General features: G+C 40.3%; 13 protein-coding genes. 10 read left to right on the forward strand and 3 right to left on the reverse strand.

Features of this window, described 5'->3' with window-relative positions:
• Positions 1-58: 58 nt before the first annotated feature.
• The 10 genes from AC27JL_RS16830 (at position 59) to AC27JL_RS16875 (ending at position 17997) form a co-directional block, all read left to right on the forward strand.
• Entirely contained in the window at positions 59-2335 is a 2277-nt protein-coding gene (locus AC27JL_RS16830; RefSeq protein ID WP_487196122.1) for a TonB-dependent receptor domain-containing protein, read from the forward strand.
• A 69-nt stretch (positions 2336-2404) separates the two neighbouring features.
• Positions 2405-3529 (forward strand): alkaline phosphatase family protein, encoded by a 1125-nt coding sequence (locus AC27JL_RS16835; protein WP_487196123.1) that lies wholly within the window; start codon positions 2405-2407, stop codon positions 3527-3529.
• Positions 3526-4581, forward strand: coding sequence for an alkaline phosphatase D family protein (locus AC27JL_RS16840; protein ID WP_487196124.1), 1056 nt, complete (start codon positions 3526-3528; stop codon positions 4579-4581). The genes AC27JL_RS16835 and AC27JL_RS16840 overlap by 4 nt, the downstream gene beginning before the upstream one ends.
• Before the next feature lie 182 nt (positions 4582-4763).
• A complete protein-coding gene (gene recC / locus AC27JL_RS16845) occupies positions 4764-8060 on the forward strand; it encodes an exodeoxyribonuclease V subunit gamma (RefSeq protein ID WP_487196125.1) in 3297 nt (1098 codons plus the stop codon).
• Positions 8047-11613, forward strand: coding sequence for an exodeoxyribonuclease V subunit beta (recB, locus tag AC27JL_RS16850; protein WP_487196126.1), 3567 nt, complete (start codon positions 8047-8049; stop codon positions 11611-11613). The genes recC and recB overlap by 14 nt, the downstream gene beginning before the upstream one ends.
• Complete coding sequence (gene recD / locus AC27JL_RS16855) at positions 11610-13625, forward strand: exodeoxyribonuclease V subunit alpha (protein WP_487196127.1); 2016 nt, start codon at positions 11610-11612, stop codon at positions 13623-13625. The genes recB and recD overlap by 4 nt, the downstream gene beginning before the upstream one ends.
• Positions 13626-13629: 4 nt before the next feature.
• Positions 13630-13851, forward strand: coding sequence for a hypothetical protein (locus AC27JL_RS16860; protein ID WP_487196128.1), 222 nt, complete (start codon positions 13630-13632; stop codon positions 13849-13851).
• A gap of 243 nt (positions 13852-14094) precedes the next feature.
• Complete coding sequence (locus tag AC27JL_RS16865; protein WP_039037901.1) at positions 14095-15417, forward strand: methyl-accepting chemotaxis protein; 1323 nt, start codon at positions 14095-14097, stop codon at positions 15415-15417.
• A gap of 402 nt (positions 15418-15819) precedes the next feature.
• Positions 15820-16887: a hypothetical protein gene (locus AC27JL_RS16870; RefSeq protein WP_487196129.1), complete on the forward strand. Its 1068-nt coding sequence runs from the start codon at positions 15820-15822 to the stop codon at positions 16885-16887.
• A gap of 54 nt (positions 16888-16941) precedes the next feature.
• A complete protein-coding gene (locus AC27JL_RS16875) occupies positions 16942-17997 on the forward strand; it encodes a hypothetical protein (RefSeq protein ID WP_487196130.1) in 1056 nt (351 codons plus the stop codon).
• A gap of 46 nt (positions 17998-18043) precedes the next feature.
• On the opposite strand, the gene ttcA is transcribed toward AC27JL_RS16875, so the two are convergent.
• The 3 genes from ttcA to AC27JL_RS16890 form a co-directional block, all read right to left on the reverse strand.
• Positions 18044-18955: a tRNA 2-thiocytidine(32) synthetase TtcA gene (gene ttcA / locus AC27JL_RS16880; RefSeq protein WP_008126427.1), complete on the reverse strand. Its 912-nt coding sequence runs from the start codon at positions 18953-18955 to the stop codon at positions 18044-18046.
• A gap of 95 nt (positions 18956-19050) precedes the next feature.
• Positions 19051-19977 (reverse strand): universal stress protein UspE, encoded by a 927-nt coding sequence (gene uspE, locus AC27JL_RS16885; protein WP_487196131.1) that lies wholly within the window; start codon positions 19975-19977, stop codon positions 19051-19053.
• A gap of 100 nt (positions 19978-20077) precedes the next feature.
• On the reverse strand, positions 20078-20809 hold the full coding sequence (locus AC27JL_RS16890) for an FNR family transcription factor (RefSeq protein ID WP_006794303.1): 732 nt from the start codon (positions 20807-20809) through the stop codon (positions 20078-20080).
• Between the last annotated feature and the right edge of the window lie 54 nt (positions 20810-20863).

Below are 20863 nucleotides of genomic sequence, written 5' to 3' on the forward strand. Positions count from 1 at the left end.
AAAATCATACTGTGCCCGTTTTCATAATAAACCATTAATAAAATCAAACGGGACAACAATGTACGCTTTAAAGAGTAAATCGATTTTGAGCATGGCCATTGCCATGGCGGTATCAACATCTGCTTATGCTAACGACGAAACCACTATTGAAGAAGTAACGGTTGTGGCAAAGCCAACCAGTTACGCTAATAATGTGATTGAACCTGCCATGTTAGAGCAGCAAAGCACGGTTTCAAGTGTGTTGTCAGTCATTGATAATTTGCCAGGCATTAGCATAAATGAAGGTGATGCATTTGGCGGTGACGATTGGTCTACCACAATTACGATGCGTGGTTTTAGTATTGACGGGAATCAGCAACAGTTAGGTATGACAGTTGATGGCATTCCTAATGGTGGCTCTAACTATGGCGGCGGTGCAAAAGCAAATCGCTACTTAGACTCTGAAAACCTTGCAACCGTTGAAGTCGGACAAGGCACGTCTGATATTAAATCGGCTTCACTTGAAGCACTTGGCGGTACATTTAACTTTGTCAGTAAAGCACCAAGCCTTGAAAAAAGCACTACTTTTGCTTACACGTCGGGCAGTCACGATGCTACACGATATTACTTAAAACACGAAACGGGTACATTGTTTGATAACACCCAAGCTTACGTTAGTTACTCACAAACTGATACTAGCCGTTGGATTGGTTCGGGTAGCAATGGTGGTAAAGATAACCAACACGCTGAAGCTAAATTTGTTACTACATTAACGGATTTAACCATTACCGGTCGTATATCATACGACGACGTAAGCGAAACAAATTACAACAGCGTGAGTCTAGCCCAATTTGAGCAAACACCAGACTGGGATCAACTAACGTGGAATTGGACGGGTGTGCCGCATTTTGACCAAATGTTTGCAGAAGGTTGGGGTACACTTCGCGAAAATACGTTAGCGTATTTAAAGTTTGAATACGCTATTTCGCCAACGTCATTACTTACTGTTAGCCCTTATTATCATAAAAATTCAGGACGTGGCGATTGGATCCCACCTTACCTAACAACCCCAGTTGATGAAAATGGTAACCCAACAATCGAAGGTGGCTCAAATGCAGGGTCTTACGGTTTTACCGACAGTGAAGGTAATCCGCTTGCACCCAACGCAGATTGTACAGCTAGCTTAAGCTGGCCATGGGAATCTGGCCCGGGGTTAAACCCTGCGTGTTACGATGCAGGAGCAACACCGGTTATGTCGTATCGTCATACTCATTACAATAAAGATCGCTTAGGCGTAACAGCCCATTATGCCGCTACATTTGGTATGCACGACATAGAAGCGGGCTTTTGGTATGAACAAAGTGACCGCGACGAATCGCGCGATTGGCACAAAGTGATAGATGCACGTATTTATCACCACTACGACAGCACGCCTTACTGGACTCAATATAAAAATACCTTTGAAGCCGATACGCTAAAATGGTACGCACAAGATTCAATGGCATTTGGCGATTTAACGCTTAACGTAGGTGTTAAAAAATACCTCGTTGATATTGAAAAGTTCGACCATTACCAAAATGCAACAACTGCAAAAGTAAACAGTGACTCAGATATACTGTTTAGTGGTGGTATTGTTTACCAGTTAAATAACTCAACAGAGCTATTTACTAGTTATAGCGAAAATTTTGCAGCTATAAAAGATGGTGTGCTTGAGCGCGACAGCTCTGATTTATCAGCCATTGAACCAGAAACAGCTGAAAATATTGACTTAGGTGTTCGTTACCAAAATGATGCTCTTAAACTCACCGCTACAGCTTATTCAATTGAGTTTGATAACCGTATTACCTTTATTGCACCTGGCAGTGATACTGGCGGCATTGACTATACCATTGGTACTAATGGCTCTTACTTAAATGTAGGCGGTATTGAATCACAAGGGCTAGAGCTTTCAGCAAGCTACATGCTTAGCCCTGAGTGGAGTTTTTACAGCTCGTATACAAATAATAACTCAGAGTACAAAGGTGATGCGCCAGGTTTTGAAGCGGGTGATAAGGTTATAGACTCAGTGGATGACTTATTTGTGCTTTCTACCGATTATTACAGTGGCGATTTTCGCTTTGGTTTGTCGGCTAAATATACCGGTGAGCGTGGCGACGTAGATAGCTACACTGTGCTTGATTTAAATGCGGGTTACGCAGCACAAGTTGATGCAGGGCCATTTAAAGCTATCGATATTGCTTTTATTGTTTATAACGTAACAGATGAAAGCTACTTAGCCGGCGGCACAGGTAATGGTTCAACTTACTTTATAGGCTCGCCTCGCACTGCGGCAGTTACCTTTACAGCTACGTTTTAAGCAATCAATTACGTAAATATAAGCCCGTCACTTTGATGGGCTTTTTATTTAACGTGAGGTGAAAAATTCATGCATAAAATATTAAAAGTATTATTGGCGAGCTTTATTTTACTTGCCAGTTCTGTGTATGCGGATGACGCAAACGTTGTGCTTGTAACCCTTGATGGCGTGCGCTGGCAAGAAGTATTTAGTGGTGCTGATAAAAATCTTATTAGTAATAAAGACTTTGTTAAACGGCCGAGCGACTTAAGTAATGAATTTTGGGATGAAAATCCACACAAGCGTCAGCAATTATTAATGCCTTTTTTAACGCAAGTAGTGGCTAAACAAGGCATAATTATTGGCGACAGAACAAAGGGTTCTACAATGTCGGTTAGTAATCCGTGGTATTTTTCGTATCCCGGTTATAACGAAATCTTAAGTGGCGAAGTAGATGAAAACATTAACAGTAACGATAAAGTATATAACCCAAATAAAACTATTTTAGAGCGTTTAGACGCGCAAGCTGAATTTAAAAACAGCACCGCGTTATTTGGTAGCTGGGATGTGTTTCCATACATTGTAAATACCAAGCGCAGTAACGTATATGTAAATGCAGGGTTTATGCCCGTTGCAGAGGATTTATTTGCAAATGCGCCACTTTTAAATGCAATGCAAAAAGAAATTCCCAGCCCGTGGACAAATGTACGATTAGACAGTTTTACCTATCGTTTTGCTAAAGCCTACATGTTGGCTAAACAACCGAAGTTGCTGGTAATAAGCTTAGGTGAAACAGATGATTTTGCCCACGATGGTCATTACGATGCTTACTTAAAATCAGCGAAACAAAGCGATGCATTTTTAAAAGACTTATGGCAAACCATTCAAAGTACCCCTGGTTATAAAAACAAAACAACGCTTATTATTACTACTGACCACGGCCGAGGTACTCATGCAAGCGATTGGCAATACCATAGCTCTAAACAGGCCTTAGCCAATTCAGCGCAAGGTAAAAGGGCATTCCCAGAGGGAATTGTTGGTTCGGAGCATATTTGGCTTGGCGCAATCGGCCCTGCCATTAAAGGAAATGGCCTAATAAAAATTAAAAATGTTAAACAAGCGCAAATTGCCGCTACAGTGCTTGCGGCACTTGGTCAGCAACCACATATAATAAACCCCAATATGGCACCCGCTATTAAAGAGATTTTAAAATGAAAATGTTATTAAACCCTATTTTATATTCAACGCTTGCGTTGGTTGTTAGTGCAAGCGCGATGGCTGCACCATCAAAAATATTGTTTGGCTCGTGCGGGCATCAAGACAAAGACATCCCAATATTCGACACCATAAATAAAGAGCAGGGCGATCTGTTTATATTTTTAGGCGACAATATTTACGGCGACACCAATGACATGACAGTGCTTGCTAATAAATATCAAAAACTAGGTGCAAAACCCGGCTTTAAAACCCTACAAGAAAACACACCTATTATTGCAATGTGGGACGATCACGACTTTGGTCAAAACGACGCGGGGAAAGAATACCCTCATAAAGAAGAATCGCGACAAATTATGCTCGACTTTTGGGGCGAGCCTAAAAACACAGAGCGTAGAACACGCTCAGACGGTATTTATACCTCGTATATATATGGTGAAGGCGAGCAAACGGTGCAAGTGATTATGCCCGATTTACGTTGGAACCGTGACACACTTAATCATGTAAGCGAGCTTGAATATTACACCAAGCGTAAATTAAACAACCAAGGGCCTTATAGCCCAACAGAAGTTAAAGGCGCATCAATGCTAGGTGAAGCGCAGTGGCAGTGGCTCGAGCGCGAGCTTAAAAAACCTGCTGCTATTAAGCTTATTGCATCAAGCTTGCAGTTATTGCCTGATTTTACAGGCTGGGAGTCATGGGCAAACTTTCCAGAGGATCGAAATCGTTTATTTACGTTAATTAAAAAACATAAAGTAAATGGCGTGGTGATCATTAGTGGCGATACACATTGGGGGGAAATATCTAAATACAATCAAAACCTAGATTATCCGCTTATTGAGATGACCAGCTCAGGTTTGACTGAAAAATGGAAAGACGTCAGCCCAAATAAGCATCGCGTGGGCAATTACACGCACAATGTAAACTATGGTGATTTAAGCATTGATTGGAAACAACCCGACCCAGCTATCTCATTAAAACTCAAAGGGATTGACGGCAAGGTCATTATGCAAAGTAACTTTGGCCTTTCAAGTATTAGCCCTTATAAATAAGAGCGTGATATAAATAATAAACGCACAGTGATTAAAAAGTGATTAAAGTAAGTTCTGTGCGTTTATTTTTTGTTTAACTACCTTCTAACTTGCTGTTTTATTAACGTCATTTTCCCCTTATTGCTACCCCTATAATTGAAAATATCTTACACTGGTTTTACTTCAAGTAAGGACAGTGTCGTATGCTCAATATTATTCAATCAAACCGTATGGAAGCCCTGCAGGCACAGTTTCATCAACTGTTAAAGGTAAGCCCATTGCAAAGCCCGTTCGATAAAGAAGTGGTGCTGGTGCAATCTCCGGGTATGTCGCAGTGGCTAAAAATTGGCTTGAGTGAGCATTTAGGTGTGGCTGCTCAGGTTGATTTTCCGTTGCCATCAAGTTTCATTTGGCAACTATATCAGCAGCTATTACCTAATGTGCCTAAAGAGTCGGCCTTTAACAAACCTAACCTTGCATGGAAATTATTTTCAATTTTACCCACTTGTATTGACGAACCGCTTTATTTACCCCTAAAAACCTACTTAGAGGGCGATATTGATGGCCAAAAAACCTTTGCTCTATGTGAAAAAATAGCCGATGTGTACGACCAATACCTAATGTATCGACCGCACTGGATAGCAACTTGGGATAGCGGCAATGATGAACTTAATGACGTAGATGTCACCATTGCACCATGGCAGCCTGATTTATGGCGCCGAATTGTAAAATTAAGCAAAGAGCTGGGCCAAAGCCAATTTCACCGCGCAAATATGCAGGGGCAATTACTTGCTGCGTTGGAAAGTATGGACAACAGCTTATTACCTAAACGCATTAGTTTATTTGGTATATCAGCCATTGCTAATTCTCAGCTTGATGTGTTTGAAGCATTGAGCAAAAAAACAGAGGTGTTTTTATTCTTTTTCAACCCGAGTGAGCATTACTGGGGTGACATAATTGACGAAAAAACAGCGGCCAAAATAAATGCTAAATACGCCAAAATGCCGCTGGTGGAAGCGCAGCAAAAAAAACAATCTAACCCAGATGAAGACTATTACTTTATAGGTAACCCACTTTTATCGTCGTGGGGGAAGTTAGGTCGCGATTATTTTGAACAGCTAGTGCAACTTGATGCCCGTTGGATTGATGGCTTTATAGATGCTTTTGACACTACATTACTTGGGCAAGTACAAAGCGAAATTTATCAGCTTGCGTTTAAAGGGGAGTCGCTTACCGATAACAAAGAATGGTTTATAAACGATGAAGGTAAATTACCAGTCAGTGCAAACGATACCAGTATTACCCTTAGTGACTGCCATACACCGCTTAGAGAAGTTGAGCGATTACACGACTACTTACTTAATTTGTTTAACCAAAACCCTGCGCTTACCCCAAAAGACATTATTGTAATGATGCCCGATGTAGGCACATACAGCCCCTATATAGAAGCTGTATTTGGTGGTGCGCAAGGCAGCCGCTATATTCCCTACGCGTTAGCTGATTTAGCTATAGAGCAAGAAAAACCAGTACTAAGCTCGTTTGCCAGCTTAGCTAACTTACCGTTCTCGCGGTTTGGCGTATCAGATATTTTAGATTTACTCCAAGTAACTCAAATAGCCGAAAAGTTTGGCCTTGAAGCGCACGAGTACGAACAAATACAGTACTGGCTTGAACGCGTAGGTGTTAAATGGGGCATCAATGCCGAACATAAACACAGTTTTGATTTACCCGCCATTGAACTAAATACATGGCAGCATGGTTTAAACCGTTTATTACTGGGTATTGCCATGCGCGACGAGCAATGCCCATTTAATGGTATTTATAGCGCCGACGAAGTAGAAGGAATGGCGCTTGATACGCTTAATAAGCTGGTAGACTTTATCGATGTGCTTCAAAACTTTAAAGCCAAGCTTACCCCCGACGACACCCTCACTAATAAGGCGAAAATTTTAAGCGAGCTACTTGGCGCTGTTTACGAGAGTGAAAGCGACGACAGTTGGGATTTATTAGTGCTGCAAAAAGTGCTTGAAGATATTCAAAAGCACCACGATAACGGCGACTACAATCAAGCGGTGTCGCAGCGCATAGTTAGCTATTTAATAAAACAGGGTATACAAGAAAAAGGCGTCGGTCAGCGATTTTTAGTAGGGCAAGTAAATTTTTGTACGCTTATGCCCATGCGCGCCGTGCCATTTAAAGTAGTGTGCATGCTAGGTTTAAACGACGCTGACTACCCACGTAATGTGCAGCCTATTGGGTTTGATTTAGTACCACACTCTAAAAAACAAAAAGGTGACCGATCACGAAAATTAGATGACCGTTACCTATTTTTAGAGGCGCTACTTAGCGCCCGTGAAAATCTTTACATGAGCTATATTGGCCGCTCCTGCTTTGATAACCAACCCCGTATGCCATCAACCCTGGTGAGTGAGTTATTAGAATACATAGGGCGTAGTTTTACGCTGGGTGACGACTCATCTAAAGCATTACCGGCATGTTTGATTAGCCAGCAACACTTGCAACCGTTTAATGGCCACTACTACCAAGAAAATAAAAATAGTACCGTGCTTAATAATCATAGTTATAACCCAATTTGGTTGCCAAATGAGCCCATATTCCCAGAACCAGTTACCGCACTTGATGTAAAACCACCTGAACAGTTAGAGCTTGATGTATTTATACGCAGTGTTTGCAGCGCACAAGAAAGTTTTTACAATCAAACCTTGGGTTTACGCTTGCCGCAATATAACGAAGTAGCAAAAGATGAAGAGCCATTTAGTATTGATGCGCTGCGCCGTTACTTTTATTTAGACGAAATATTAGAAGCCACAATTAACGATACGCCAATGAGTACTGAGCAAATTTTGCAACGCGGCGAGTTACCGCAAGCGAATGTGGGAAGTTTAGTTTTACAAAGCATGCAACACCGCGTTGACGCGCTTGCAGGGCAGGTGAAAGAGCAAATAAAAGCGGGTAAAAGTGAGCCTATAGAGGTGTCGTTTAATATTCAAGGAACACAAATTCAGGGCTGGCTTAACCATATTTTTATGCAAAAGCAGGTGTTTTACCGTAGCGCCAGTATTAAAGCCAAAGACATGATTAGGGGCTTTATTTATCACCTTGTGGCACAAAGTTTGGGGCATAACCTCGAAACTTTATTACTTGGGCTTGATAAACAAATTAGCTTTGCGCCTATGGGCAAAGCCGACGCTGATTTAATTTTGGCAGATTGGTTTGAATTATACAAAGCACTGCGTAAAGAGCCTGTGGCGTTTTATCCGGTAAGTGGATACGAATACATAAAAACGGGTGGCGATATGGCAAAAGCGATGAATAAATTTAGTCCGCAATACATAGGCCGAGGTGAAGGTGAAAACCCCTACATTAGATTAACGGTGCAATCACTTAACGACTGCCAAGACGAGTTTATTAGCTGGAGCGAAAAGCTACTCGCGCCGTTATATGAGCATGCTAAGGAGAGTGACCATGCAAGCGCTTAATCCACTTACTATGCCACTCAAAGGGCAAAGTTTAATAGAAGCCAGTGCCGGTACGGGTAAAACGTATACCATTACCGGGTTATATTTACGCTATTTACTTGGTATGCAAATACCGGGTGAGCTTAATGCTCCTTTAAGCGTAGAACAGATTTTGGTAGTGACGTTTACCGACGCTGCTACTCAAGAAATTAAAGACCGTGTGCGTAACCGTATTATTGCAGCCAGAGATGCATTACTTGGGCAAACTCCAAACGATGAGTTAATTGAAGGCGTAATTGCCGCAGTAGATGACAAACATAGAGCCTTTGATTTACTGGACGCTGCCGCAAAATCGATGGATGAAGCCGCTATATTTACGATTCATGGCTTTTGTCAGCGAATGTTAAAGCAACATGCGTTTGAATCAGGTGTAGCATTTAATTTAGAGTTTATTTTAGACGAGCGCGACATACTGCTCGAAACAATAAAAGACTTTTGGCGTTCGTTTGTTTATCCACTGAGTGAAGACAGAACCGATGCTATTTTAGAGGTATTTGCAGCACCCGAGTCTTTATTTTCACAAGTAGCCAGTATTTTAAATAAAGCCAATGCGCACATAACACCGCAAATAAACTTAGATGATGTATGGCAAGCTCGTGATGAATACTTAACTCTCATCCCACAGTTTAAAAAAGATTGCCAAGAACACGGATTTACTGATGCTATTAAAGGCTCAGGCCTAAGTGGTGCTAAAACACCCGCTCGCAAAGCAAGCCTTGCAGCGCTTGATGCATTTTGTGCAAGCGGTGACGTGTTTTTTGAGTTTGGTACCAATAAGTATTCGTTTGAAATATGGAGTACCGAGAACTTAAGTGACACCACTAACTATAAAAAAAATCAGCCTTTGTTTACGCATCCGTTATTAAGTCAGTTTGATACCTTATCAGCGCTTAACAACGCCATGAACCAAGGTTTAAAAATAGCGTTGGTACAAGAAGCTGCACGCTGGGTAAAATCAGCCATTGTTAAGCGCAAGCAAGAGCAAAGTGTGATCACCCCCGACGACTTACTCACTAATTTATACACTGCACTTAATAATGAGCAAGGTGATGTGCTTGCGCAAAAGATTGCGCAGTTATTTCCGGTTGCTATGATAGATGAGTTTCAAGACACCGATCCGATTCAGTATGGTATTTTTAGTCAAATTTATGGCCAAGCCAATACTACACTTGCCATGATAGGCGATCCTAAACAAGCTATTTACGGTTTTAGAGGCGCAGATATATTTACGTATATAGGCGCAAAAAAGGCGGTAGACGAGCCTCAACAATTTACACTGGGCACAAATTTTCGCTCAAGCAACGATATAGTAAACAGCGTAAATAGTTTATTTAGCAAACACGACAACAGTTTTATTTATAACGATGTTATTCCGTTTAACAAAGTGAGCGCTAAGGGTAAAAAAGCAGATGAATCGTTTTTAATTGATGGTAAACCGGCTAACGCCTTTGAATTTAACGTGTTTGTAGATGAAGCCGCCGATGAAAAAAATAAACCCACCAGTAAAGGATTAGGGCAAGCACACCTAGCCACTTACTTTGCTAATAAAATAGTCACTTTGTTAGAACGCGCTAAACAGGGCACTGCGTGCATTGGCAAAACGCCAATAAGTGCGGCAGACATATGTATTTTGGTACGTGACCGCGTTGAAGCGCAAATAATGAAAAAGGCTTTGAGTGAGGCTAAAATTGCCAGTGTATATCTATCCCGCGACAGCGTGTTTAGCCAAGAGTTAAGCCATCATTTACTTAATTTTTTAACTGCATTACATGGTCAATATGACGAGTCATTACTTCGTGGTGTGCTCGCAGGACCGTTATTTTGTTTAAGCTATAACGATGTATACGCACTTGCCGATAACGAAAACGCTTGGCAAGAGCACTTAAACTTTTTTGCTCAGCTTAGCCATATTTGGCATAAGCAAGGGGCAATGGCCATGCTTGAGCGATTACTAAGCCATAATCAGTTAAGTGCTAAATGGCAAGGTTTAGGCTACAACGTGGAGCGGTGGCTTACCGACTTTAGACACCTTGGTGAAATATTACAGCAAAAACAAATTGAGCTTGAAGGCACATTACGCTTACTGCGCTGGTTTGCGCAAAAGGTGAGTCAACAAGATGGCGAAACCGTACAGGTACGTTTAGAAAGTGATGCCAACTTAGTTAAAATTGTGACAATGCATGCTTCAAAAGGGCTCGAATATCCATTGGTATTTATGCCGTTTGCCAGTGGTTATCGTGAAACTAAAGAAGCGCTTTATCATAAAAATGGCAAACTTATTTATGATTTAAGTAAGGATGAAGACGCACTCCAGCAGGCTGAAAAAGAGCGCTTAGCCGAAGATTTACGTTTATTGTATGTAGCGCTTACGCGCGCAGTGCATTTTTGTGCGCTGGGTGTTTATAACATAGGGCAAGGGCAAAGTAGTCGGTTAGCAATTCAAAGTAGTGCGCTTGGGCATGTGCTGTTCTCAGAGCTCGAAATTTCAAGCAGCCAAATATGGCGAACACATTTAAGTGAGTTTTGCGACAAGCACACATTTATGTGTTATCAGCAATTTACCTCTGAAGAATTACGCCAACAGGGAACCTTACAGTTTGCTAATACCGAGGTTGCTCAGCAAATTCTGAGTGTAAAAAATAGTAAGGCGCACATAGAACGAGATTGGCGTGCAACCAGCTTTAGTGCATTGAGTTTTAAAAAACACAGTGATGAATTAGCCCCAGGGCGAAGCGATGAAGATCACGAGAAAGACGAGTTTGCCGTTCAACAAGACGAACTCCCTTCACCTTTTAGTTTTCCTAAAGGGGCAAAGCCAGGAAGCTGTTTACACGAAATTTTTGAACAAATTGATTTTACAAGTCCCGTTGTTCATCCTACAAACAGCGAGCAAAATTTGTCACAGGTAATTAAACGGGCCTTTGAAAAATATCACATTAGCGACACATGGCAGCCAATTACCCAGCAGTGGGTGCTCGATGTACTAAATTGCCCATTGAATACTCAAACTGATTTAAGTTTAAGTAAGCTAGCGCCCAGTGACTGCTTAGTCGAAATGGAGTTTAATTTACCGCTGACTAGTTTAAGTGCCCCCAAGCTTAACGAAGTGCTCATTAAACACTTTGGCTTTGTGCAAAGTAAGCTGGATTTTTCTCATGTTAAAGGGCTTTTAAAAGGCTTTGTGGATTTAATATTTTGCTACCAAGGGAAATATTATATTTTAGATTATAAATCTAATTACTTAGGTAATACGCCTAAAGATTATGAACCCGAGCAGCTAGAGCAAGCCATGAGCAGCCATCAATACCATTTACAGTATTTAATATATACCGTAGCGCTGCATAGGCTATTAAAGCAACGCATCAGTGACTACTCAATTGAGCGTCACTTAGGGGGCGTGTATTACACCTTTTTACGTGGCATGCCAGCAGGGCAAGGTGTTTTCTTTAATCAATTGACACTAGAGCAAGTAACTATCTTAGATGGCTTATTTAGCCAAGGAGCCATGCTATGAGTGAGTTAAATCAACAGCCGGGTTTATTTGACTCGCTAGAAGAAGACGTTGAACAAACGCCTTTAGCGTATGAGCAACAGGCAGTATCTAATAGCGTGGTTACTGAAGTCCCTTTACTGGATTATTTACTAGGCGAAAATAGAATACGCGTCGTTGATGTAAAACTTGCGCAGTTACTCTCAAATACGGATGAAAGAACACATAATGAGCTGTTTTATATTGTATTATTGTTATGTATAGCCCAACAAAGCCAGCACAGTTGCTTAACATTAAACACCATAGACTGGGCCAATCCGTTTAATTTACGCCAAAGCGACTTTAATAAAGTTGAAGGAAATATTCCCACTACGTATAGCCCATTTGTGCAAGGGTTTAACCAACAAACTGCGTTAACCTATTTACAAAATCATCAAAGCGTTGGGGATGCCAAACCACTTCAGTTATTTGACCAACGCCTTTATTTTTCGCGTTTGGCAGCTTATGAGCACATACTTGCAGAGCGGCTATTAGGCATGAGTGAGCGAGCGCTTAATATTGATAGTCAAACTCTTACTGTTTTATTGCAGCATTATTTCCCAGAGCCCCCCGTGGCCGACGTTGACTGGCAAAAAGTGGCGTGCGCCATTGCAGCAACTAAAGGGTTTAGTGTAATAACCGGTGGGCCAGGAACAGGTAAAACAACCACAGTAACTAAGTTGCTGGCTATATTGCAATCGCTTTACAAAGCAGCGCCATTAAGCATAAAGCTGGTGGCACCGACGGGTAAAGCTGCGGCAAGGCTAAGTGAGTCTATTTTAGGGGCTAAAAATCAGCTAAGTAGTATACCCGACGATATTAAAGCGCTGATCCCTGATACCGCGCAAACTATTCATCGCTTATTGGGGGTAAAACCTTTTACTAATAAATTTAGACACAGTCAAAGCAATCCTCTGCACTTAGATGTTTTAATTATTGATGAAGCAAGCATGGTGGATTTATCGCTAATGGCGAAATTAATTGAAGCTTTGCCTGCTCATGCTCGATTAATACTGCTTGGTGATAAAGACCAACTTGCCTCGGTTGATACAGGCAGCGTTATGAGCGATTTGTGCCAAGGGCTAGCACTTGGGCGCACACCTAACTACTCAAAGCAGCGGTGTGATGAATTAAATGCGCTTTGTTTTGATGATCAGCCTACATTAATATCGCAGGGAAATAGCCTATTTAAACTAGCCGATTGCATTGCCTTTTTACAACGCAGTTACCGCTTTGACGCTAAAAGTGGCATAGGGCAACTGGCATTGGCAGTTAATACAAATAATAGTGGCTTATTAAATTATGTAGAGCAAGAAAGTGTTGATGGGCGTTTCAGTGATGTTATTTTGGATTACGACTTTATAGGTAAACCAATAGAAAACCTAGTAAATCGAGCAGCCAAACATTATGCACATTATTTAAATTTAATTGCCCAAGGTGAGAGTGTAGCCAAAGTGCATGCTGCGTTTGCAGGTTATCAATTATTGGCCGCAGTAAAAGAGGGCGACTACGGCGTTAATAGTTTGAATCAACGCATCGAACGCACCCTGCAGCAACAAGGGTTAATAAACGTAAACCCAAACCAGCGCCACTATAGTGGTATGCCCATAATGGTTAGCCAAAACGATTACCAATTAAAGCTCTTTAATGGCGATATTGGTATTTTAATGAATGATGAAGCTGGGCAGCTTAAGGCTATATTTATTGACGAGCAGGGCAGCACACGTGCATTTTCACCGGCTCGTTTACCCGCCCACGACAAAGTGTTTGCAATGACAATACATAAGTCTCAAGGGTCAGAATTTAGCTATACCGCAATGGTTTTACCGCCACTACAGCAGGCAAGTGTTGGGGTTAATCGCCAGCTTGTTTATACCGGAATTACCCGTGCTAAACATACTTTTGAGTTAGTTGCCGATAAAAAGGTACTGCAGTTAGCAATGAATAAAACTGTATCGCGCTCATCTGGTTTATATGAGCGGTTACAAGTGAAATAACCTTATGAAAACCTCATTTACAATAAATCGCATTACTACAAGTTCTGGCATATTTAGAGTAAAAGGGCTGTGGTGCACTCAATACGAAAACATCGATAGCGTAGAAATAACCTCGCTAAAAATAATGGGAACAGACGGTTGGGTACGTATAAGTCACCAATATGAAGAAAACGCCCAGTGCATAGAAACGTTATTACCTGCACTATTACTGCATTTAAAAGCGTAAATGGGGCTTAAACAGTGATTTTAGTAAAATAGCCCATCGTAAAGTTTGACTTATATGGAGGCTATATTAAAGTAATAAATGGTCCCAAATGTGTGTTAAGTGTTTACTTTACCATGTAAAAGTCTTGGTTTTGGTTGAACTTTAAGCAAATTATTTAACGCTAGGGCAAATTTCATTTATCACGTAGATAAATTAGCCTCTGCATTTATAAATTTCATACCTCGAGTATTAGTAAGGATATTAATGTTTTTTTCTAATAGTAAACAAAACGAAATAGCATCTTTAAAAGCAGAGCTTTACCCACTACAGCAAGTATGGGAAGGCCTTAATCGTGAAATGCTAGTAATTAATATTCTTTATGACGGACGAATTTCCCACGCAAACGAGCAGCTCCTTAATATGCTGGGCTATCGAGAAAATCATATTATTAATACTCCGCTTTTAGATATTATTTCTGAACATTCCCAGCACTCAGACGAGTACAAAAGCTTACAAAAAGCGATTAAAAAAGAGGGCCATTGGGGGGGCGCGTTACAATTTATTCGCCAAGACGGTCAAGTAGAGTGGTTACGTTTAATTGTTCACCCTGTAAAAGGAGAACAAGATCAGCTTTTATATTTTTCTATTTTTTGTACTGTATTAACCAAAACAATTTCAGCATCGCGTGAGCAAAGTGACACAATCAAGGCGATTTACCGATCAATGGCGGTTATTGAATTTGATTTAGAAGGACATGCATTAAAGGCTAATCAGCAATTTTTAGATGCAATGGGCTACAAAGAAAAAGAAATATTAGGTCAACATCACCGTATTTTTTGTGAGCGCGAAGAGTCAGAATCACAAGAGTATCAAGCCTTTTGGTCAAAACTCAGGCAAGGACAGTTTATAGCGTCTCGATTTAAACGTGTTGATAAGCATGGCAACATTGTCTGGTTAGAGGCCTCTTACAATCCTATTTCTAATGATGCCGGAAAGCTTTATAAAGTAATGAAGTTTGCGACTGTTATTACGGAGCAAGTAAACCGAGAAATTGCGATTTCTCAAGCTGCCGAAATTGCCTACAGCACCTCAACACAAACAGATAAAAAAGCAGAACAAGGCGCTGAAGTAATTAAAGACACAGTGGCTGTTATGACAGAGCTTGCTATAAATATGGAGCAAGCGGCCAGCGAAATCTCTGCATTGGATCAACAATCTCAACAAATAGCGAGCATTGTGCAAAGCATTAGTAGTATTGCTGAGCAAACTAATTTACTTGCACTCAATGCAGCTATTGAGGCCGCCCGTGCTGGTGAGCAAGGTCGGGGGTTTGCCGTTGTAGCAGACGAGGTTCGTTTACTCGCATCACGTACATCTAAAGCAACAGAGGAAATTGTTGAAGTTGTACAGCGTAACCAATCGCAAACCCAAAACACGGTAGATGTAATCGAAAAAGGAAAAGAAAAAGCAGAGCAAGGCTTAGCTTTATCTAAAGAGTCGGGCAATGTGATGAGTGAAATACAAAATGGTGCTCAAGAAGTTGTAAATGCTATAGGGCAATTTACAAGCGAGCTTAAAGGTCAATAAAGTCAGTTAAAAATTTTTGCCAAGGCTAAACCACGTTTAGGCTTGGCAAAATAGATTGCACTCCTCAGCTATATTTTTTACAAACCCACCATATAATTCCAAAAAAGACAATTTTTAAATTATTGATTAAAAATAAATTTTGTTTTGATCCAATATAAATGATAATAAATTGTTGCATTTTTGTTCTTTGTTCCTAATACTGGTCATTGTCTGGACTGATCAGTCATACTAATTTGCTTAACTAAGTACGTTACTAAAGGCAGGTAAAATAGGGTTATAACTCGCTGATACTAGAGTCAGGTTAATCCTGTAATGCTTAATTAATATTGAAGATCAGTAAAAAAAGACATTAATAGTGAATACCTTAACTAATAATATTTAACACACACATTAAGGAATTTTATGAACAACACACACACACACAAGTGGATAAAACCTCAGCATATAGTGGGCGCATGCCTTGCTATGCTAATGAGTTTTTCAGCTGTAAGTAAAGATCACAAAATAATATTAATTCATGGTTTACAGGTATCTCAAATAACCAATAAATCAGGTAGCGACGTTGTAAATGATGGCGAAACATATTGGCAGTCGTATTGGAATAACAGAGCAGATGAACGAATTGATTGGCCTGCCTACGAGCGTGTTGAAGGTAAAATAGCAACAGATTGGGTTTGGCCTAAATTAAAGCAGTTATCTCGCTCAAACTTATGTGCTGATGGCTGTGTATTAGTGACACACTCTACTGGGGACTTAATTGCTCGCCATATTATTGATAACCAAGCAAACTGGTTAGAAAACGCAGGGCTTTCTCCACTCAATATTGTTGCTACATTTGATTTAGCCGGTGCTGGTGGCGGTAGTGAACTTGCTGATGTTGCTGTAAGCGCACTTACAGGTGCATCGTGGAATTTTGCTATAGATGCAGCACTTAGATGGTGGCTAGGAAGCGATGTTACCGAAGCGGTTGGCGTGTTACACGATTTAAAAGTAAATAATGCGCGTAAAATATCTCCATTTCCAGATGCGCGTACACCTCGTTTACGTTTTGTTGCCGACGGTAATGAATACTTAGGGATCACAGGCGCATTTTTAAAAGGTAATGATGATTCGGTTGTTGCGTCGCACTCATCATGTGGTGCAAGCTCAGCACGATCATTTGGTAGCTGTAGCAGCAGTATTGATACTGATGGTCGATTAAAATCACAAAGTGATGCGGTAAATAGTTTTATGCCTAACCATTACCCTATGATGATGAGTGACAGCTACAGTCATAATGAAATTCATAACGCCCAGCGTAAAGGTAATGTAACCATTGCTATGAATAACATTAATGTCGACGGACAAAATGTTGGCTTTAATACATTTGATCAAACAACAGGGTCGTGGTTTTGGAAAAAGAACTACCGTTATATTAAAAACTCAAACACAACGAGTGCTTCTGCATTAATTTATAATGTGATCCCATAAACGTTAAATGTGCAGCTTAATTAAGCTGCACTTTTTATAAGGATTGAGCTATTAATGATAAAAAAAATCCTAGTAGTCGTTTCAGTAATGGCTGTATTGGCTTTATTAGTTTGGCCCTCTCAAGAAGAGGCTAAAGTTGAAGTCGCTGTTGTTAAGATAAAACAGCCTTTAACCGCTGAGAGTAAATTAAACATACAAGCAACCACTGCAAACTTACCCGCTAAATCACCACCAAAACAAAAAGTAACAACAGATTATAATAGCAACTTAGCAAAAGCAGCAGAGCAGGTTGCCACTCAATATGAGCGTGCGCTTAAATATCCGCCATATTCACAACCATTGTCTGAATTTGATGAAGACCGTTTAAAACCTAATCAATTTTACCCTGTTGAAAGTCCAATAGACGACAAAGGAAATGCGGTTACAGTCAGCCTTAGTAAATATAGATTTGTGTATCCAGAAGAAATAACATTAAAAGTCAGCGCAGGTGGCCTTAAAAATGTGAATGTAGAGCTTGCCAATACAGATACAAAAGAGACTGTAACAACCTATAAAAGTAATGCACAAGATGGCGAAGCCAATGTTATTTTTAAAGCTGAGGAAGACTATCCGCGAAATTTACAAATATTTGTTGAAGCAAATGTTGATGGAAAACAAATCCCTGTAGTGGCGCAAATTCAATATATGCCACCGAGTGCGACACTTATTGGTTTTGAGTCGGCATACCCACAAAGCGAAAACATGCTTATACCCGCCAATTTAAAAGTAGTAAAAAAGGGCTTGTACCGTATTCGGGCGAACCTTTTTACTGGCGACACACCACTTGCGCACTTGGTGAGTAAACAACGTTTAAGTGAAGGAAGCCAAACTATTGATTTAAAAGCGCACTGGTCAATTTTGCCGCAAGGCATGGCTGATATGCGTTTGAGTGGATTTGTAATTGAAAGGATGTCGCCAAGTCCTGGCGAGCGAAACAGTTTTGGTAATAGTGAAATTAGTCACTTTGATATAAATGACTTTCCTTTTGACAGTTTACAACAGCTGCCATACCAACCTAATGAGCAAGAAAAATTAAGCTTGGAATTTTTGAAAGGGTTAGCCGACGGTTAAACTAGTTTTGGGTTTGCTTTAATGCAAACCCAAAAATACAACTTAGTTAGCTTAAGTTAATTGTTACAACGCCAGCGTTTTCTTCGTCTGTATCGCTGTTGACAGGCACTTTAGGAATATCTGGCTTGTCGAGTGCAATATCGCCGCCATCAATCACTTCACCCGTTTTTAGGTTTTCAAAATCAAATAATTCAGCATCGGCTAAATGAGATGGCACAACATTTTGCATGGCTGTAAAAATACTCTCAATGCGACCCGGATGATCTTTATTCCATTGCGCTAACATGTTTTTTGTATGTTTACGCTGCAAGTTTTCTTGAGAGCCACACAAGTTACACGGAATGATAGGATAGCCTTGAGTAAACGCGTATTTGCTAATGTCTGCTTCTTTACAGTAGGCAAGCGGGCGGATAACCATATGCTCGCCGTTGTCGCTCATTAATTTAGCAGGCATACTTTTTAGTTTTCCACCATAAAACATGTTTAAAAACAGTGTTTCAATCATGTCGTCACGGTGATGACCAAGAGCAATTTTAGTTGCACCAAGCTCTTTAGCTGTGCGGTATAAAATACCACGGCGTAAGCGAGAACACAGCGAGCAGGTGGTTTTACCTTCAGGAATTATGTCGGTTACAATACTGTAGGTATCTTCTTCTACAATTTTGTACTCTACATCGAGTTTATCTAGGTACTCTGGCAATACATGTTCAGGGAAGCCGGGCTGCTTTTGGTCTAAATTAACAACTACAAGATCAAATTTAATGGGGGCAACACGTTTAAGGTGCTGCAGCATTTCAAGCATTGTATAGCTATCTTTACCACCAGAGAGGCAAACCATTATACGGTCACCTTCTTCAATCATGTTAAAGTCCATAACCGCTTGGCCAGTTAAACGGCGTAAACGCTTTTGTAACTTATTAAAGTTATATTGAGCTTTGGCTTGAGCTGAGTTAGACACTACGCCCCCTTAGTAAACAATGCAGCAAATTACTTGCTAGAAATAAAGGGGCGTATTATATGTTATTAGCATATCGGGAGCTACAGCAAAATTTATTAATCTTTTGCCAGTGGGCTAACGTAGCCGTCTGGTTTTAGTGCTAATACATCGCAGTCTAGGCTATCTATTACATGCTCTGCAGTATTGCCAACTAGCGCAGCACTTAACCCAGTTCGGCCAACAGTTCCAATAACCACTAATTCACTATTCAAACGATTTGCAATATCAGGAATTACATCTTCTGGTAAGCCTTCTTCAATAAAGCATTGCTCAGTAGTTAATGTAAATTCAGTAGCCAGTGCATTAGTTGATTCTATATGGTGTTTTTTAACTGATTCGTTGTAAAGACTTGGATTAAACTCTGGTATTTCAATAGCTATATTAATAGGGGTGGCAGGGTATGCATTGACTAAGTTAAGTTTTGCATTAGCAAGCTCACATAAAAATTGCGCGTCTTTAATTATTCGTTTGTTTAACGCTATATGCTGATCATTTTCGCTCACTGCGTTAACAGCAGCTAAAATATTGCCATTTTCAGGCCATGCCATTTCTTTTACAAATAATACTGGAGTAGGGCATTTACGCACCAAATGCCAATCTGTAGGGGTAAATATTACCGATTTTAGTGCGCCATGTTGATGAGTACTTTTAATGACTAAATCGTAATTTTGATCGATAACTGTTTCAATAATGGCTTCGTAAGGGCGGTTATGCCAAACGACTAATGTTTCAATATTTAAGTTATTGTAAGGTGAAACTAAATCGTTGAGCCAGAGTTCGCGGTCTTTTAAAACGGCTTCGCGCATCGCTTCACGCTCATCGCCTGAAAGCATCGTTGTCATTTCATAAGAGAAGTCATAGACCGTCATGAATGCTGTAATTGTTGCGCCAGATTTTTTTGCCAGTTCGACTGAGCGCGCTAAACCATGTTGCTCGTCTTTGGTGGGGTCAATAACCGCGAGAATGCGTTTAATTGTGTTCATGTGCTACTCCATTTATCTAACTGGTGTACTTTTAGTGTAACTCAAATACAAAACAGTTAAAGGCTTAGCACATAAATTGTTGTTCTATATCAATGTATACCTATTTAACAATGGCTGCTGCTTTAGCGAGTGCATCATTATCTAAAATAGTAATAAACTTGCCTTCTACTTTAATTAAATCGGCTTTTTGAAAGCGACTTAATAAACGGCTAATGGTTTCTACTGTCAGGCCTAAGTAATTACCTATTTCACCACGGGTCATAGTAAACCTAAACTCTTTACGCGAAAAACCACGCTCACCAAATCGCTCAGACAAGTTATAAATAAAACTAGCTAGGCGTTCTTCTGCCGATTTTTTGTTAAGCAGTAAAAGCATTTCTTGATCGTAGGTAATTTCACTGCTCATTAAACGCATTATTTGCTGGCGTAGTTTAGGTAATTTACCTGCAAGCTCGTCAAGAGTGTCGAAGGGAATTTCGCAAATCATTGAGGTTTCTAGGGCTTGAGAAAAGCTCTGATGTGCCATTTTACTAATGGCATCAAAACCAACTAAGTCACCTGCTAAATGAAAGCCTGTAATTTGCTCATCACCTTGCTCAGACAAGGTGTATGATTTAAATGAGCCAGAGCGTACAGCATAAATCGCTTTTAATGGTGCACCCGATTCAAATAAATAGTCACCTTTGTGTAATGGTTTTTTTCGCTCAATAATTTCGTCAAGCTTATCCATTTCTTGGCCATTTAACGAAAACGGTAAACACAACTGGCTTATGCTGCAGTTATTACAGCTAATAGCACAATTACCTTTAGCGCGACTTTGAGTGAAATCCATAATTTTATCCGTTTTAGTTTTTATATACAGGGGCAAATAAACCTGAAAAGGTTA

The organism is Pseudoalteromonas sp. 4NS20-0020 (assembly GCF_057554385.1).

Bases quoted from the DNA above. Each gene is read 5' to 3' on its own strand.
- AC27JL_RS16860 (WP_487196128.1), top strand. From the start codon at position 13,630: ATGAAAACCTCATTTACAATAAATCGCATTACTACAAGTTCTGGCATA.
- uspE (WP_487196131.1), bottom strand. From the start codon at position 19,977: ATGAACACAATTAAACGCATTCTCGCGGTTATTGACCCCACCAAAGAC.
- AC27JL_RS16865 (WP_039037901.1), top strand. From the start codon at position 14,095: ATGTTTTTTTCTAATAGTAAACAAAACGAAATAGCATCTTTAAAAGCA.
- AC27JL_RS16840 (WP_487196124.1), top strand. From the start codon at position 3,526: ATGAAAATGTTATTAAACCCTATTTTATATTCAACGCTTGCGTTGGTT.
- AC27JL_RS16830 (WP_487196122.1), top strand. From the start codon at position 59: ATGTACGCTTTAAAGAGTAAATCGATTTTGAGCATGGCCATTGCCATG.
- AC27JL_RS16835 (WP_487196123.1), top strand. From the start codon at position 2,405: ATGCATAAAATATTAAAAGTATTATTGGCGAGCTTTATTTTACTTGCC.
- AC27JL_RS16870 (WP_487196129.1), top strand. From the start codon at position 15,820: ATGAACAACACACACACACACAAGTGGATAAAACCTCAGCATATAGTG.
- recC (WP_487196125.1), top strand. From the start codon at position 4,764: ATGCTCAATATTATTCAATCAAACCGTATGGAAGCCCTGCAGGCACAG.
- AC27JL_RS16875 (WP_487196130.1), top strand. From the start codon at position 16,942: ATGATAAAAAAAATCCTAGTAGTCGTTTCAGTAATGGCTGTATTGGCT.
- recD (WP_487196127.1), top strand. From the start codon at position 11,610: ATGAGTGAGTTAAATCAACAGCCGGGTTTATTTGACTCGCTAGAAGAA.
- recB (WP_487196126.1), top strand. From the start codon at position 8,047: ATGCAAGCGCTTAATCCACTTACTATGCCACTCAAAGGGCAAAGTTTA.
- AC27JL_RS16890 (WP_006794303.1), bottom strand. From the start codon at position 20,809: ATGGATTTCACTCAAAGTCGCGCTAAAGGTAATTGTGCTATTAGCTGT.